This window comes from Dyadobacter beijingensis DSM 21582 (assembly GCF_000382205.1).
GTDB lineage: Bacteria > Bacteroidota > Bacteroidia > Cytophagales > Spirosomataceae > Dyadobacter > Dyadobacter beijingensis.
In genome coordinates, this window is sequence record NZ_KB907791.1 from 94478 (window position 1) to 112097 (window position 17620).

Sequence of the window (17620 nt, forward strand, 5' to 3'; positions counted from 1 at the left end):
TGCTGCCGGGACTTTCCCGTTCGATGATTCAAAATTAGCCGCGCCGCCGCCGGCAGAAACCGGAATCGCGCCGGAATGGACAAATATGGGGGCCGAAATGGACATTTCCGCCACGGAATCTCAGGCGGGAGTTCGGCATTTGGCCGGATGATTTAATCCTGAAATTCCAGCAGTGCCTTCAACGCCTTGAAACAGACATATGCGACGTAGATAGGAACCAGCACGGGCAGGAAAATAGCTACCTTCAGAATGTGATCGTTCGTAAAGTTCTTCATAGGAATGATGGGCTTAGTAGTACTTCTACAAATTAGATAAAAGTTATGCCACAAATATAAAGAACGAGAACGAAAACGACCTAATAAAATGAACGGCCGCCCGGTATGAATGAGCTGCCGTTCAATTTTGTGTAATTACTCCTAAATTCAGTACTATTTATTCCACCAGATTGGCGTCGTAATGTCGTCGTTGCCCTGGGCTTTTACGGCATTCTGGTAGTTGGCCAGGTTCACGCTCTGCTCTTTCGGCGGATAGTACAGGCGCTCCGGCACACCGGTACCGAACAGCGGCTGGAATTTGTAGTCGGTCGTCTTGCCATCCACCGTGCGGCTCCATACGATATCGCCCGGTTTTACAAGGAAAGTAGGGTAGCCCGTGCGGCGGATTTCGGCCCAGGCTTCGTCGCCCTGGGTGTAGAGCGCCAGGTATTTCTGGTTCAGTACATTCGCCTGGTCGGCTTTGGGTAATGCGGCCAGGTAAGTGGTAATGTCAGCCTGCGCTACGCCCCATTTTTGGAGCGAAGCCGTCACGCCATTGATATACTCCTGCTGGTCCCAGTTTTTGTATTCTGAAATCAGGAAGGCCACTTCCGCATATTCCTGCAACACTTCCCCGAAATTGGCCGCATTCACCACTGCGCCCGGAAGGCTCACATCCGTGGCGGTGAGCAGGCCGGCAGCCGCTACCGGCAGCCCGTAGGGTTGGCCTACATAATTACCGGCCGCATTTTTGATCGCGTAAATCGGCAGGCGCGGGTCTTGTACTTTTACGGTCCCCAGCTGTCCTTTCAGCACATTAATGATCACGTGCGACACGGCGAAGTCCTTGCGGTTGGCCGTTACCGTCGCGCGGTAAAGCGGTGCTTCGTTCGGTGCGAGCGACTGGTATTTGAACACCGCATTGTCCGCATTGGAAGTGAATACGCCTTTGGCCAATGCATCATCGAAATGCGTTTTCGATTCTGCCGGCTGCTGCTTGCGGATACGTGTCGCCACGCGCAGGCGGAGGGAGTTGGCCAATTTCGCCCACAACTCATTTTTACCTTTGTAAATCACATCGTAGTTGCCGAAGGTCGTCGCGCCTTTGTACTTGATCAGCGTGTCGCCGGCGGCTTTCAGCTCGTTCAAGATGTCGAGATAAATCTTCTGCTGGCTCGCGTAGGCCGGGCTGAGGTTTTCCGGCTCCTGCTGTAACGCCTGAAATTCGGGGTCGTTGTTGCCGTATGATTGGTAAGGTACATTGCCGAAGAGGTCGGTCAGGCCCTGAAATGTATAGGCTTTCAGAATGCGGGCAATGGCGATCTGGTTCGCGTTGGTACCTGCTGTTCCTGCGGCGGCCACGTTTTTGGTAGCAGGGTCGCTATTGAGCTTGATGATCTCGTTCAGGTTATTCAGCGCCTTGTAAGCATTGCTCCAATACACGTCCGAATACGAGCGCGGAATGTCGTAGCGTGACTGGTCGCTGTAAATATTCTGGCTATAAAACTGGGCGAAAAGCTGCGTACCGCGCAAGGAGCTGTTTTCGTGGCGGATGTTGTCGATCACCTGCTTTTCCGCGTTGAGCAGAATGGTGGTCGTCGTCGCGTTTTCGGGACGGTTCGGGTCTTTATTGATGTCCTCGAAATGGCTGTCGGAGCACGAGGCAAGCAGCGCGCCGAGGCCAAGGGTGAGAATGCTTTTGTTATATATGGACTTTTGCATGATCTTCGATATTAATGTCTTGATTAGAACTTCACATTCACATTCAGGCCGTAGGTGGCCGGTACGGGAATGCTGCCGCCTTCCACGCCCTGGATGTTGCCGCCGCTGTTGGTGAACTCCGGATCGATGTATTTGCTCGCGGTGTAAAGATTGGCCAGGTTACGTCCGTACACGCCGAAATACACCTGTTTCACGGCTTTGCTGTTCAATGCGAGGTTATAGCCGAATGTAATTTCGCGCAGTTTCACGAACGTCGCGTCGAAGATCGTCTGCGGGGTAGGGCCGCTGTATTCGCCGCGTGCCCATGCCTGTGCGGTAATGCGCGTGTCGTTCGGGGTGATGTTGCTGACCTGGTACGTACCGTCGGCATTGTAGGTAACGGTGCCCTTCACGCCGTCGAGTACGACGCCCGTTTCACGGATATTGTTGGCCGCCGTTTTGTCCAGTACACCTGCATACATCGCCACTTTGTAGGTTTGCGAAAAGAATTTGCCGCCCACGCGTCCGTCCACGAGGAAACCGAGGTTGAAATTCTTATAGGTAAGGTTGTTCTGGAAACCGAAAAGGTATTTGGGCAAAACGCTTCCCAGCGGGGTCAGCTGCTGTGCACGCTCATAAGTACCATCCGCCTTGATCACCTTCTGCCCGTCTTCGGTATACACAAAGTCGTTACCGAGGATCTGGCCGTACGGCTCGCCCTCACGCGCTACGAGCGTTACGAGGCTGTTGGCCAGCTGGAACGTGTTCACGCCCGGCGCGAGCTGGATCACCTTGTTGCGGTTCCGCGACCAGTTCAGGCTTGCATTCCATTCAAAACCATTCGAACGCACCGGCGTACCGCTCAGCGTCACCTCGATACCCTTGTTATTGATTTTACCCGCATTGATCACCTTCGAATCGTAACCGAATGCCGACGATACCGGAATGTTGATGATCTGGTTGCGGCTCACATTATCATAATAGGTGATGTCGAGTCCGACGCGGTTTTTCAATGCCTGGATGTTCAGACCGGCCTCCCAAGAGCTGGTAATCTCCGGTTTCAGCGACTGGTTGTTCAGCTGTGCAGGCAGTTTGTAAGAAGGCAGGCCGTCGAACGACTGCGCCGCTTCGTAGGCACGTTGCAGCTGGTAAGGGTCGGTGTCGTTACCCACCTGCGCCCAGCCGAGGCGTACTTTGGCAAAATCCAGCCAGTTGATATCTTTCACGCCATTCAGTTCGCTGAGGATCAGACTCGTTGTCAATGAAGGGTATGCGAATGAATTGCGGTTCAGAGGCAACGTTGAGGACCAGTCGTTCCGCAACGTTCCGTCGAGGAACAAGAGGCTCTTCCATCCTGCCGAGAAGCTTCCGAAAACCGAGTTGATCTGCTTACGGTAGGCATTCGAATTGACGAGTACCGAGCTCGCATTTTTCAGATTGTAATATTCAGGAATGATCAATCCACCCTGCGTCACGGCGTCGTTCACGCGGCGGCGCTGGCTCATGATGTTACCACCGGCGTTCACATTCAGTGAAATATCCCCCCAGCTCTTGGTCGCCGAAGCGAGCAATTCGTAGTTGAATTCGTTGAAGCTGTTGATATACTCCTGGTATTGCGACTGCGTCCGCGAGTACACCGCAATGCGGTCCTGGTATTGATATTGGTACACGTCCGCATTCACTTTCCCGCTGATTTTCAGCCAGCTGTTCACATCGTAAACCACGCCTACGTTGCCGTAAAATCGGTCGCGGTTCTCTTCCAGGTAGCTTTGGTAGGCCGACCAGTAGGGGTTATCGATAAACTTCGCCGCTTCGCCCGCCGGAGTATCCTGGTAGCCCGAGCGGTTCCAGAGGATCTGGCTGCCGTCGGCGCGCTTGTAGTTTTTCAGCTTTTCGTAGTCCACCTGCACCTGTCCCCACTGGAATGCTTCCAGGATGATGTTCCGGTTGGTCGCACCCGTCCACGGCCGTCCGGTCGATTGGTTTTTGATGTAGTTGAAATTGTTGTAAAACTTGAATTTACCCGCCTGCGTCGAGCCGGAGAAGTTGATCGAGTTACGTTTCAGCGACGAGTTCGGTACCGTCCCTTTCACATTCTTGTTGGTAAACGAAATGCGGTAGGTAGAATTCGCATTACCACCGCTCACAGCGAGGCTGTTGGTATTCGAAACACCCGTTTCGAAGAACGTATGCACATCGTTTTTAGGGTAAATCCAGGGCTGCGGTTTCAGGTATTCGGCGGTGTTCTCGGGATCGAGGTTGTACCAGTGCAACACGGGCGTGCCGTCCAGTTTCGGGCCCCAGCTTTCGTCCACGGCATATTCCGCGATATTGTAATCGTTGCCGCCGATATTGGCCTTCTGGAAAGTGCTCGAAAACCCGCCGCCGTACAATTTCTGGCGTTTCGGCAGGCGTACGATATTTTCAAATTCAATGCCGGTATTCAGCGTGACGTTCACTTTACTGTTTTCCTTGCCCTTTTTGGTGGTGATCAGGATCACACCGTTTGCGGCGCGGGTACCGTACAATGCCGCCGCGGATGGTCCTTTAAGTACGGAAATGTTTTCGATATCGTCGGGGTTCAGGTCCTGGATCATGTTACCCACGTCCTTGCCGCCGCTTCCTGCGCTGGTAGCCGCGCTGTTCAGGTCCGCATTGTCGATCGGCGTACCGTCGATCACGTACAGCGGCTGGTTGTTACCGGAAATGGAGTTGATCCCCCGCAGGAGCACGCGCGAGGAGCCGCCCATGTTACCGCCGGATGAAACGACCTGCAAGCCTGCCACCTTACCGGACAATGCGCTCAATGCATTGGTAGGGCGGGTTTGCAATGCTTCGCCTTTCACTTCCTGTACGGCGTAGCCGAGCGCCCGCTTCTCACGCGAGATGCCGAGGGCCGTCACCACCACTTCGTTCAGGATTTTCGCGTCCTGTTTGAGGGAAACGGTGATTTTGTCGCTGTTGCCCACGGTGATTTCCTGGGTAATGTAGCCGATGAACGACACCACCAGCACGGGCGAGCCTTCATTTGTTTCGAGGCTGAAACCGCCGTTGACGTCGGTGAGCGTGCCTGTTGATGAACCTTTTATCGTAACGGAAGCGCCGGGCAGCCCGCTGGCGTCGTTGGCGTCGGTAACAGTTCCGGTAATGGTCCGCTGCTGCGCGTGGGCGAGCCCGGTCGCCAGTAACGTCACCAGCATGAGGTAGATAAATCTCGTTTTCATGAATTGGATTTTGGTGAGGATTTTGTTGTCTGTTGTCTTGAAATTTTCTATTGTTTTTACTTGGATGAGATTAAAAATGATTTTTCAAAAACAATATTTAATAAAATAAAATTTTGCTAAATGTGCCTAAATGAAGCCAATATGAACATTCTATTATTAAATATTTTGTAAATGTATTAAAAATAAATTAAAACGCTTATTATCTATCGGATTAATAGATTAAAAAAATACTATCTCTGTAATTGGATTGTGTTAAGTTGGACGAAACCAAGAAAGCCCCGCCTGGGCTCAGGCGGGGCTTTCCGGGGTAACATTAATTTAATACAAAACATCTTTTTAAGGATAGCCCTTTCCGATGGCGGAAAAGTATCCTCTACGTATCGAGCCAGTCGCACAGTATGTCGGTTCCCAGGGCTAAAACATTGATTGAAAAGCTGATCAGCAACCGTCTTTCGGCGGAGGAATTGTCCGAATTGCTGGCAGGCACACACGATGAGACCGTGCAGCAGGTCTATTCGGATGCGCTGGAAGCTTACTTCAACCAATTGCTGGCCGAAGAATCGGATAAGCGACGGAGGCTGACCGACTGACCCGGTACAACGAACTGTATTTATTACCTACTCGCCTAATACTAGTACTATGAAACCAAAAGCTACCCTGAAAATGGCGGCGCGATGTATGCTGGCCGCCCTGAGCCTTTCCGGTCCGGGCATCCTGGCCCATGCCGCCCCAAACAAGCAAATGCAGCGTCCTGTCGCCGACAGGATCAAAGGTAAAGTGACTTCCGCCGTGGATGGCGCGGCGATTCCCGGCGTGAACGTGCTCGTGAAAGGTACGCAGCTCGGGACCACCACCGACGCGGAAGGCGTTTATACACTCGATGTGGACACGAAAGATGCTGTGCTGGTATTCTCCTACATCGGCTTCAATACTTCCGAAATAACCGTGGGCGGCAAAAGTGTCGTGGATGTGGCGCTCACCGAAAACGTGGCCACTTTGCAGGAAGCGGTGGTGACGGCCCTCGGTATCAAGCGCGAAACCCGCTCACTGGGCTATAATGTGGGTAAAGTGGAAGGACGCGACGTGGCCAATGTAGCCAACGAAAACGTGCTTACTTCGCTTGCGGGACGTGTTTCCGGCGTTTCTATTAACCAGACGAGCGGTATCGGCTCGTCGATCAGCATCATCATCCGCGGTGCGGCCTCGTTGAAAAACAACCAGCCGTTGTTCGTGGTCGACGGTGTGCCGATGGCCAACAGCCTCGCCAACGTGAGCGAAAAAGGCAGCGGTAACAAGGTCGATTACGGTAACGCGATCTCCGACATTAACCCCGACGATATTGAAAGCATGTCGGTGCTGAAAGGCCCGAGCGCAGCGGCATTGTACGGTTCGCGTGCGGGCAACGGTGTAATTTTGATCACGACAAAATCCGGAAAGAAAGGCAAGGGCCTGGGCGTATCGTTCTCAACTTCGAATGTGTTCGAAAAGCCTTACCGCTACCTCGATTTCCATTATAAATATGCCAACGGCGAGCGCCCGTTCCAGCTCGATGAGGCTTCGGCCTACTGGGGCGGTTTGCCGCTGGACGCCGGCAACAAAGCTGTGCAATGGAATGCGCCGCTCGACGCCAATGGTCAGCCGGTTGCGACGGAGCTCCGTTCTTATAAGGATAATATGAAGAACTTCCTGCAAACGGGCATCACTTCTACCAATAACCTGATGGTATCCGGCTCCAACGACCGCGCTACCTACCGCGTATCGTATAACAATATGAGCAACCGCGGCCTGATCCCGAATTCGGACCTGTACCGCAATGCGCTCACTTCGGCATTGACCTTCGATATGTCGAAAAATGTGAAGCTGAGCACGAATATCAACTTCGTACGCTCCAACTCGAATAGCCGTCCGCAGACATCGGAGCGGGACGGTAACCCTTTGCAGGCCGTTTATTATTCGTCCAGCTACGATATCAATGATCTGAAAGGCGTCTGGAAGCCGGGCCTGGAAGAGATCGAACAGCTCACCGTGGCGCCCGGCGAAACGGATAACCCTTATTTTCTCGCCAAACACCTCACGAACGCCTACGTACGCGACCGCCTGTACGGCAACCTGAAACTCGACTGGACGATCGCGCCGGGGTTGACGGCATTCATCCGCTACTCGCACGATATGTACGACGAAGACCGGGAGACCAAGATCCCCTGGAGCTACAAAAGCATGGCCAAAGGCGGCTATTACCTCGAAAACGTAGGCCGCAACGAAGGCAATGCCGACTTCCTCGTGACGAAGGCGATCAAGGCGGGCATGTTCGATATCAGCATTTCGGGTGGTGGTAACATCATGAAGCAGAAAGGCAACAGCTCCAACCTCGGCGGCCGCGATCTTTCCGTGCCAGGGCTCTATAATATTTCGAATATCCCCGTGGCTAACCGCGTCGTAGGGAATGGCAGCTACAAAAAAGCCATTTATAGCTTGTACGCACTGGGTTCTTTTGGTTTCAAAAACCAGCTTTACCTCGATGTGACGGCGCGTAACGACTGGTCGAGTACCCTGCCCGAGGCGAACCGCTCGTATTTCTACCCTTCGGCGTCGCTGAGCTGGCTGGCGAGCACGACATTCAATATGCCGTCGGCCATTTCGCTCCTGAAATTCCGCGGAGGCTGGGCGCAGGTGGGTAACGACACCGATCCTTACCAGCTGTACCCGAACCTCGGGACCGGAAACTGGGGCAACCTCGTGACGGCTAACCTCGGCGAAACGCTGTTGAACCCGACATTGCTCCCCGAAATCGCTACTTCTACGGAAGGGGGGATCGATCTGAATATGTTCAACAACCGACTGCGCTTCGACCTGACCTACTACGACCGCGCCAATACCAACCAGATTTTCAGCGTGCCGATGGCGCCTTCGACGGGCTATGCGAGCAAGAACATCAATGCCGGTAAGCTCGTGAGCCGTGGCTGGGAGATCGGTGTGGGCGGTACGCCTATCAGCAACCTCAATGGCTGGACGCTGGATGTGAATGCGAATTTCAGCCGTAACCGTGTGACGGTGAAAGAACTGGCCCCCAATTTCCCTTATTTCGAACAATGGGGCGAAAACGGCGCGGGTGCCTATACCTATGTCGGCGAGCAGGTTGGCAATATTTACAGCCGCGGGTTTGCCACGGTTACCGACCCGAACTCGCCTTATTACCGCTGGCCGATCATCGCTTATGACGGCGAAGGCGGTGATATGGACTGGCAGACGATCGGCGGCCGCGAAACGAACGTGAAAGTAGGTAACTACAACCCCGATTTCATGGTCGGCGGGCAGGTTAACCTCTCTTACAAACGCTTCTCCCTCGGGTTGAGCCTCGACTGGCGGCAGGGTGGTGAATTTATGTCGTTCACCTACCGCTACGGCGAGTCCGACTGGAAATCGCAGCGCCAGCTCGACAACCTGATCCCGGGCAGCCTCTACTCGCCCGATCAGCTCGTGGCATTGCTGAAATCCGACCCTGAAAAATACATTATCCCTAAAAACGGCAACTTCCCCCGTGTAGGTGGGCACACGGCCGCAACGGGCGGCTTCGGCGCGGACGGCGACGGTGCATTTATCCCCGGTGTCTGGGAAGATGAAAATGGCAATTACCACGAATGGCTCGGCGGCCCAGGCACGAAATACATGCCGATCACCAACATGTACCCTTGGAGCTTCAACCAGCAGGTAACGTTCGACGCGTCGTTTGTGAAGCTGCGCGAAATCACATTGACCTACAAAATACCAGTGCTTTTCAACGCGATCCGCAATGCGAGCCTGTCGGTGTACACCCGGAACATTATGCTCTGGAATGCGGCCAAAATCGGTATCGATCCGGAACGTGCATTCTGGGCTGATCCAAACAGAGGCGGCTTTCGCCAGGGTATCGAGCGGCAGAACGTAATGCCGTGGACGATTCCGTTCGGCTTTAAACTCAATTTCGATTTCTGATCAACACCTTGCTAAATTTGAAAGCGATGAAAATTTTTAAACATATACCCAAACTCGTTTTCGTATTGGCCGTGCTGGTCGCGTCTTCCTGTAAAGACAACCTCACGGAGATCAACGAAAACCCCAACGGCGTCGATCCCAACAGCGCCAACCCGAACCTGCTCCTGCCGACGGTGATGACGGGCGTCGGGAACCAGTACCTCAAGCTCGGTTACGGCCGCATTGCCGGCGTGATGCAGCATACCCAGGAAGATGCCTGGAAGGACGGTTTTAACGATTACAATTGGAGCGAGGAAGACGACGAATGGAAAGCCTGGTACGGTTTCCTGCGCAATAACAACCTGCTGTACAGCCGCTCGGTGGAAATGGGTTATACCTTCCACCAGGCCGTGGCGCTGACGATGAAAGGCTTCATATTCGGTACCATCGCCGATTTGTGGGGCGACGCGCCTTATACCAATGCATTGAAAGGCGATCAGGGCGAAATGCTCCCGGCATTCGACAGCCAGGAGGTGATTTACAAAGGCATTATCGAAGACCTGAAACAGGCGTCGGCGATGTTCGCGACGGCGGACGTATCGAGTTACGCGCCGGGTTACGATGTGTATTACAATGGCGATAAGCTGAAATGGCAGAAATTTGCCAACTCGCTGCTGCTGCGCTATTATATGCGCATATCTTCCAAACTGCCGGATATCGCCAAGGCGGGCATCGAGCAGGTGTACACTTCGGGCATTTACCTGAAAGACGCTTCGGACGATGCAGTAATGGAATATATCGGCGCCGCTTCCGGCGATTCGTGGCCTACCGCGATCGCATTCGATGTGAGCCAGTCGAACTGGCGGAGAAGAAGACCGGCCGCTACCTTGCTGAACACGATGGTGGCCGCCAACGACCCGCGCCTGAAAGTGTGGTTCCAGCCGGTACACGTCCGCTGGGTATCCGACGCGACGTTGAAAACCGGCGTGGACGAGTTTATCCGTAAAGACGGCGTGATCCAGAACGGTGTGAAATCGCTGACCGAGCAGGAGCTGCGTGCGCAGATCGCGACCGGCGCCAAATTTACCCGGCATTTCAACCCGACACTGTACAAACCAACGCGTCCCGACCTTTTCAACGGACCGCTCAACACGGGTGAGTATGTGGGCATCCCGGCCGGGATGATCGATCCGACCTATTATAATGAGAACCCGACGACCGGCCAGCAGGTGCAGAACCAGCACGCTTCGCAGCTGAGCTACGGCTATCAGGCGTCGAAAGGCGGCTTGCTGAAAGCACGCCTGGCATCGGCGTCGGAAACCGCGTTTATTCTGGCCGAGGCGGCGCAGAAAGGCTGGGCTACCGGCGGTGCGGAGGCGAATTATAACAATGGTATCAAACAGTCGCTCCAAACATGGGGCGTGGCCGACCAATATGACGCCTACGTGAAAACAGTGGCTTACAAAGGCACCTTGGCGCAGATCATCGAGCAGAAATGGATCGCCGGCTGGACAGCGGCCACCGAAGCGTGGTTTGATTACCGCCGCACCGGCCTGCCGGCATTGGTACCAGGTCTCGCACCGACATCGCGTGCATTGCCGCTGCGTTTCATTTACAGCAACAACGAATTGAACAACAACGGTACCAGCGTGAAAAGCGCGATCGAGAAGCTGGAAGAAACCAATTTCTCCGGCGTACGCAAGAAAAACAGCCAATGGTCGAAGCCTTGGCTCGTGCAGGGCACCGGCAAGCCCTGGTAGAATGAGTTGCGGCGCCGGGCCGAAGCATTTGATCCCAGGTTTCGGGATGTTCGCCCCAGGGTTCCCGCGTTTGGCCACATATGGTCGAATTAATTATGCCAAAGTTGCGGAGTTTAGCGTAATTGCTGGTGACAATGAATAATCCAGCACCCGTTTTTGGAAGCGGCCCTTTTCGGAGGGTCGCTTTCTTTTTTTGCTAATTTGCGGCTCAACGTTGTTCTTGCCGCATGTTTCCGATTGCTTTTCACCCGATTTATAAATATCCCGTCCCCGAAGGCCACCGGTTCCCGATGGAGAAGTACGAACTGCTGCCTTTGCAGCTTCTTCGGGAAGGCATTGCCGAAGAAGCCGACTTTTTCAGTCCCGAACCGCTCGGTATGCCTCCAGTGTATGCGGCGCACGACCGCGCGTACGCCGACCGTTTCGTGGCGGGCCAGCTCACCTATCGCGAGATGCGCCGTATCGGCTTCGAACAAACGCCCGGATTGGTGGAAAGGGAATTACGCATTGCCCGCGGAACGGTGGAAGGTGCGCTGAAAGCATTCGATACCGGAGTGGCATTCAATATCGCCGGAGGCACGCACCATGCCTCGCGCGACACGGGCGAGGGTTTTTGCATGATCAACGACCAGGCCGTGGCGGCGCAGTACCTGGTCGATCACGGCAAGGCGCGGCAGGTGCTCATCGTCGATCTCGATGTACACCAGGGCAATGGTACCGCCGATATTTTCACGAACGAGCCCCGCGTATTTACGTTTTCGATGCACGCCAAAAACAACTACCCGTTTCGCAAGATGCAAAGCGACCTGGACGTAGAGCTGCCCGACCGCACCGACGACAGTTCCTACCTGGCCCTGCTCCATACGCATTTCCCGAAACTCATCGAACTTGTGAAGCCCGACTTCATCTTCTACCAGGCAGGCGTGGACATCCTCGCTACCGACAAGCTCGGCCGGCTTTCCTGCACGATCGACGGCTGCCGGCAGCGTGATGAGATCGTCCTTGCGACGGCGCACCGCCTCGGCATTCCCGTGCAATGCAGCATGGGCGGCGGTTACTCGCCCCAGATCAAGACTATTATCGAGGCGCATTCCAACACCTACCGGGTCGCCAGGCAGTTGTGACGGCGGAGATGACATCCATCTACGGCTGTTTGTATTCGTTTTGTACAAAATCATATACTTTTTGCGAATGTAAACGACACAGGATTTTGTAGTACGTATATTGGTGTGCGTGTAGCATGTTATTAGTGGTTACTACAATACATAAAACAAGTTTGAAGAGGCTGTAAAAGCTAGTTTTATATTGCGCGAAAATAGCCTGAAAATGAGGCCAAAACCGCATAAATTGGGGTAAAATACGCTGTTTGTATAGTTGAAAACGACTATTTTAGCGGTCGATTTACACCTCCTCTTTCTGTATGAATTTGCCCGAACGCTTCGGTTGGCTTACATTGCTGCTGGTATTACTTCACGCCGGCCCCGCCATGTCCCAGCGCAGCCAGCCTTATAAACTTTACCTGAGAAGTGGCACTATTTCGCCGGCGCCCAATCTCGAAAATATCGCATTGCAAGCACGGCAATCACGGGTGGTACAGGACACAGCGCCGCGGTTGGTTATTATTCAGTTTTATGATATTCCAAAACAGGAAACTGTGCAAATGCTGGCCGGTGGCGGCATTCGGCTCCTCGAATACGTTCCCGATTTTGCCTATACAGCGAGCGTGACACCCGGCTGGGACGCGGGCCTTCTGAAAACTGCCAGTGTCCGGGCTGTAATCGACATCGAGCCGCGGTACAAAATAGAGCCCGCATTGCTGGGAGCAAATATTCCGCCACACGCAGTGAAAGAGGCGGGTACGGTGGATGTACGGGTAAATTTTATCCAGGGCGTTTCGATCGATGGCATTAAAAATGACCTGAGTGCAATGGGCGTGCGGCTCATATCCGACGGATTGGCGGCTTACCAGGTATTGGAAGTGCGGGCCGGCACCGGTGCATTGGAATCACTGGCCGGTTTATCCTGGGTTCAATATATAGAAGCGGTGCCGCCGGTGGAGGAATTGCTCAACGATAAAAGCGAGGCAGGTACGCGGGCGAACGTACTTGCATCCGGGCTTCCGGGCCAGCGCGGGCTCACGGGCGAAGGCGTGGTGGTCGGTATCGGCGACAGCGGCAACCTTTTGGAACACATCGATATCAGAACCCGGCTTGTCAGCAACGAGCCCGAAAGTACCTACTGGCACGGCGTCCACGTTACGGGCACGGCGGCAGGCGGAGGTATTATCAACGAAAAATACAAAGGCTACGCGCCCAAAGCCAGCCTGATCAAGCGCTCCAATTCCGAAATCTGGAAACAAGCCACGGTATTAACACGTGATTACGGCATGGTGATCACGACCAATTCCTACGGCGGCAGCCTTTGCCCGGATTTCGGTTCATATACTTTCGATTCTTACATGCTCGATCGGCAGGCGAACGAGCTGCCCAATCTGCAACACGTATTCGCGGCCGGTAACAGCGGTCTGGAAGCGTCGTGCGGGTTTTTCCCGGCGGGTTACGGCAATGTGATCGGCGGAAATATTTCGTCAAAAAATGTCGTCACCGTTGGCCGCACGGGCACGAACGGACTCATCCACGCCAGTTCCAGTCGCGGGCCCACCCTCGACGGGCGCATTAAGCCGGAAATCATCGCACCGGGAACATCCATTTATTCAACCATCCCGACGAACACCTACGCGTCGGCTTCGGGCACGAGTATGGCCGCGCCGGCGGTGTCGGGCGGGCTCGCATTGCTCTACCAGCGCTATCGCCAGCTCAATGGCGGTTCGAACCCCAAAAACATGCTGATGAAAGCCGTGCTGCTCAACGGCGCCTACGACCGGGGGCTAGCAGGGCCGGATTTTACCTATGGGTTCGGGGTGATGAATCTGCTTAGGTCCGTGGATATGCTGGAAAAAGGACGGTATTTCAATGGACGCATCGCCAACCAGGCGAAGGACGGCTTTGAGATAACGGTACCGGCGAACACGGCGCAGGTGAAGGTCATGCTCTACTGGAACGATCCCGCCCCGGCGACGATCAGCGGTCCGAAGAGCCTGGTCAACGACCTCGACCTGAAAGTAATACGCGGCGTCAATACCGAAGTTCTGCCCGTTTTTCCAAGACCTGCCGCTCCGCAGGATTTGGCAGCGCCGGGGATCGATTCGCTGAACAATGTGGAACAGATCGTGCTGGACGCCCCGGCGGCGGGTAATTATGTGATTAATGTAGTAGGTAAAAAAGTGCCCAGCGGGCCGCAGGAGTATTTTGTCGTGTATGATGTGATTGAAAATTCCTCTGTTCTGACAAACCCGGTCGGTGGGGAGCGCTTTACCAAAAACGATGTGATCGACATCAGCTGGGATAACTATGGCAGCCCGAACAGCACTTACGCTGTCGCTTACAGCCTGAACGACGGCGCGAACTGGACGACGCTGAGCCCGTCGGTACCGGAGTTTACCAATCAATTGAGCTGGACCATCCCCGATGCGTCCACCACCACGGCCAAGGTCCGCATTATCCGGAACGGCACCGGCGTGGTGAAGGAAAGTGCGGCATTTACGATCATGAATGTGCCGGTTATTTCGTTGTCGGCCAACCAATGCGAGAGCTACGCCGCCGTGCAATGGACGGCCGTGAGCGGCGCTACCGATTATGAGGTAATGCGGATGAAAGGCAACGAAATGCGTTCCGTGGGCACTACTACCGATACGAAGTACGTGCTCAGCGGTCTCTCGCGCGACTCGACCTATTATATTTCCGTGCGGGCCCGCATCAACGGTGTTCCCGGGAGAAGAGCAGTAGCGATCAGCCGCAAACCTGATTCGGGCAATTGCCAGGGTATTATCTCGGATGGGGACCTGGCGGTGGAAACCATTATTTCCCCTTCAAAATCGGGGCGGTTGCTCACTTCCGGGAGCCTGCCGGAAGCACAGGTCGTAAAGGTGGCTTTGAAAAATCTGGACGACCAGCCTGTTACCCAATCGTTTCAGGTGGGGTATGCGCTGGGTAATGGCGCGACCCATTGGGAAACCGTCGATACCGACATTCCAGCCTTTGGGTCATTGGACTATGCATTTAATCAAACCATCAATCTGCAAGCTGCTGGTGCTTACTCACTTGCCGTGTCTGTGAAACTGGAAGGCGACCAGGTGGCCGCGAACAACCAGAAAAGCATTTCGATCCGCCAGCTTGCCAATGCGCCGGTAACCCTGCCATTTACCGATAACCTCGAAACCCTGAACGCAGAGGAAGTTTCTGCCAACACGATGGGCATCGGCGGTTCCGATCGGTACGATTTCTCGCAGGAGCGCGATCTGGGCCGGGTGAGAACAACGACGGACCCGGTACTGGCCTATTCGGGAAGCAAAAGTTTCACGATCGACGCCAACAATGCGGCCAATTCTTCGTACCCGACGACATTGGAAGCGACCTACAACCTGGCCAGCTACCATGCCGACCGCGACGAAGTGCGGCTGGCATTCCGGTACCGCATGTACGCTGCGCCCACATCCGCCTGGCCGCTGCGCGTGTATGTACGCGGGAAAGACACCGATCCGTGGCTCCCCGCATTGGAAAGCGCGTCCATTCCTTATTTTGCCAAAGACAACAACTACGCGCTCGCCGCCGTGGAAGTGAGCGATGTCCTGAAACGCAGCGGGCAGGATTTTTCCACCAGCTTCCAGGTCAAATGGGAGCAGAGTTTCCGATACCGCACGCAAACGGACGGCGCGACGATCGACGATATTCGTTTGTACAAAGCAGCGGGCGACCTCGAAATTGCGAGGGTAACCGCTTCCTCGACGCCTTCCTGCGATGTGAATGGCTATCAGGAATACAGCATCCAGGTCAAAAACAACAGTTCGGACGACTATTTCAAAATGCCATTCGAGGCGCAGATCAACGGGCGGCTGATCGATATCGGCCAGGTTCCCGTCGTGCGCGCCGGCCGCGACACGGTGATTAATTTCAGTTTTTCTTCCACGTATTTTCTCAATAGCGACCGGGAAGTAAAGATTTTGCTCAAAAGGGCATTCGATACCAACACCGGCAACGATTTTGCGACGACCACGGCGAAAGCGGCGCAGGTCATCACCGCCTATCCTTACCTCCAAGATTTCGAAAACGGGCAGGGCGGCTGGTACGTGGGCGACGCGGCTGCACTGTGGCGTTTTGGGAAGCCGGCCTCGGGCCGGGTGACCGAGGCGGCGAGCGGAAGCAATGCCTGGATAGCGAGTCCTGCCGCGGGAAGCGAATCGACCTCTTATCTTTATTCACCCTGCTTCGCGATGAGCGGCATGGCCCAGCCCGCACTAAGTTTCAGCGTGTCTATCGACCTGGCGGCCTGCGCGGGCGGCAATTGTGACATTGCCTATGTGGAATACAATGTGAGTGGCAACACCTGGATGCGCCTCGGCGGCATGAACAGCGGTACCAACTGGTATAACGCACGCCAGGAAAATGCCGATGCCTGGAATGTGCAGGATTACACGCGCTGGCACGTGGCTACCGTGCCGGTCCCGAATTATTTCCCGTCCGGTTATGTGCGCTTCCGTTTTGTACTGAAATCCAAATCTGCGTCGGGAAGGTCGGGTATCGCTATCGACGATATCCATATTTACGACTCCCAGGCAATGGTGTATGCCAGCAACACGCAGGACAACACCACTATGACAGCGGACTTGTTCGGCGACCAATGGATACCTTATAAATTGTACAATTCGATGCTGGTGGCCATTAATCCGCATGGACAGTCGATGGGGCAGGTGTCGGTCAAGACTTACCTCGACAACGGCCCGATGCGCATTCAAAGCCGCCAGTACTACCTTGGAAGGAACTTCACGATCACCACGGCCGACGCCAGATACGCGCAGCCGGTGGGCGTGCGGCTTTACATTACCGACGAAGAAACGGAGCGGCTGATCAATGCGCCCGAGAAGGCAGGGATCGCGAGACCCGGCTCTGCTTACGACCTTACGATCACCAAATATTCCGGTGAAAACGAGGATGGTAATATTGCCAACAACGGAAGTGTCGCATGGAGTTTTTTGACAAAGTCGGAAGTGAAAAAGGTGCCGTATGCGCAGGGGTATTACCTGGAATTTTCTGTAAAAAGCTTCTCCGAATTCTGGTTTGCGAAAGAGTTTGTCGGTCCGGGAACGCCGCTGCCTGTGAAACTGGCCAGCATTTCGGTGACGCCGGTCGAGCATACGGCCCGGCTGGATTGGGCTACGGCCGAGGAAGAGAATGTGAGGCATTTCGAAATCCAGCGCAGCTCCGACGCCCGCACCTGGACTGCATTGCCCGGGCAGGTACCGGCGGTAGGAGAGGGCGGCCACCGCTATCAGGCGATCGACCCGTCGCCGTCGGGCGGTATCAATTATTACCGTTTGAAAATGGTGGATATGGACGACACATTCGCGTATAGCCAGATCGTTTCCGCCGATTTTGGTACCGAAGCATCCGTAACGCTTTTTCCGAACCCGGTTACCGACCGGCTGAATATCCGCACCGCGGGACGCCGTTTGACGAGGGTACGGCTGCATTCACTATCGGGGCAGGAGGTCATGAGCGGTGGCGAAGGCACGCAGTCGATGGATGTTTCGCGGCTTACGTCCGGCGTGCATTGGGTAAGCATCCAGTATGCCGACGGTTCGCGGAGCAACCATAAAATCATTATTGTGCACTAA

8 protein-coding genes are annotated in these 17620 nt (G+C 54.6%); 5 read left to right on the top strand and 3 right to left on the bottom strand.

Going from position 1 to position 17620, the window contains the following annotated elements; translation table 11 throughout:
- Positions 1-152: 152 nt before the first annotated feature.
- The 3 genes from H144_RS34980 to H144_RS0126730 form a co-directional block, all read right to left on the bottom strand.
- Complete coding sequence (locus H144_RS34980; RefSeq protein ID WP_019945187.1) at positions 153-275, bottom strand: hypothetical protein; 123 nt, start codon at positions 273-275, stop codon at positions 153-155.
- 153 nt (positions 276-428) lie between these two features.
- Positions 429-1976: a SusD/RagB family nutrient-binding outer membrane lipoprotein gene (locus H144_RS0126725; protein WP_019945188.1), complete on the bottom strand. Its 1548-nt coding sequence runs from the start codon at positions 1974-1976 to the stop codon at positions 429-431.
- A gap of 23 nt (positions 1977-1999) precedes the next feature.
- Entirely contained in the window at positions 2000-5179 is a 3180-nt protein-coding gene (locus H144_RS0126730; protein ID WP_026351022.1) for a SusC/RagA family TonB-linked outer membrane protein, read from the bottom strand.
- A gap of 398 nt (positions 5180-5577) precedes the next feature.
- Between H144_RS0126730 and H144_RS0126735 the strand changes: the two genes are divergently transcribed.
- From H144_RS0126735 to H144_RS0126755, 5 genes are all read left to right on the top strand, one after another.
- Positions 5578-5769 carry a hypothetical protein gene (locus H144_RS0126735; RefSeq protein WP_019945190.1) on the top strand — a complete coding sequence of 64 codons (192 nt, stop codon included), beginning with the start codon at positions 5578-5580 and terminating at the stop codon, positions 5767-5769.
- Between the two features lie 49 nt (positions 5770-5818).
- Entirely contained in the window at positions 5819-9151 is a 3333-nt protein-coding gene (locus tag H144_RS0126740) for a SusC/RagA family TonB-linked outer membrane protein (protein WP_019945191.1), read from the top strand.
- A 26-nt stretch (positions 9152-9177) separates the two neighbouring features.
- Positions 9178-10890 carry a SusD/RagB family nutrient-binding outer membrane lipoprotein gene (locus tag H144_RS0126745; protein WP_019945192.1) on the top strand — a complete coding sequence of 571 codons (1713 nt, stop codon included), beginning with the start codon at positions 9178-9180 and terminating at the stop codon, positions 10888-10890.
- A 227-nt stretch (positions 10891-11117) separates the two neighbouring features.
- Positions 11118-12014 (top strand): histone deacetylase family protein, encoded by an 897-nt coding sequence (locus H144_RS0126750; RefSeq protein WP_019945193.1) that lies wholly within the window; start codon positions 11118-11120, stop codon positions 12012-12014.
- Positions 12015-12310: 296 nt separating this feature from the next.
- The gene (locus tag H144_RS0126755) at positions 12311-17620 is read left to right on the top strand and encodes a S8 family serine peptidase (protein ID WP_019945194.1); all 5310 of its coding nucleotides are present in this window, start codon (positions 12311-12313) and stop codon (positions 17618-17620) included.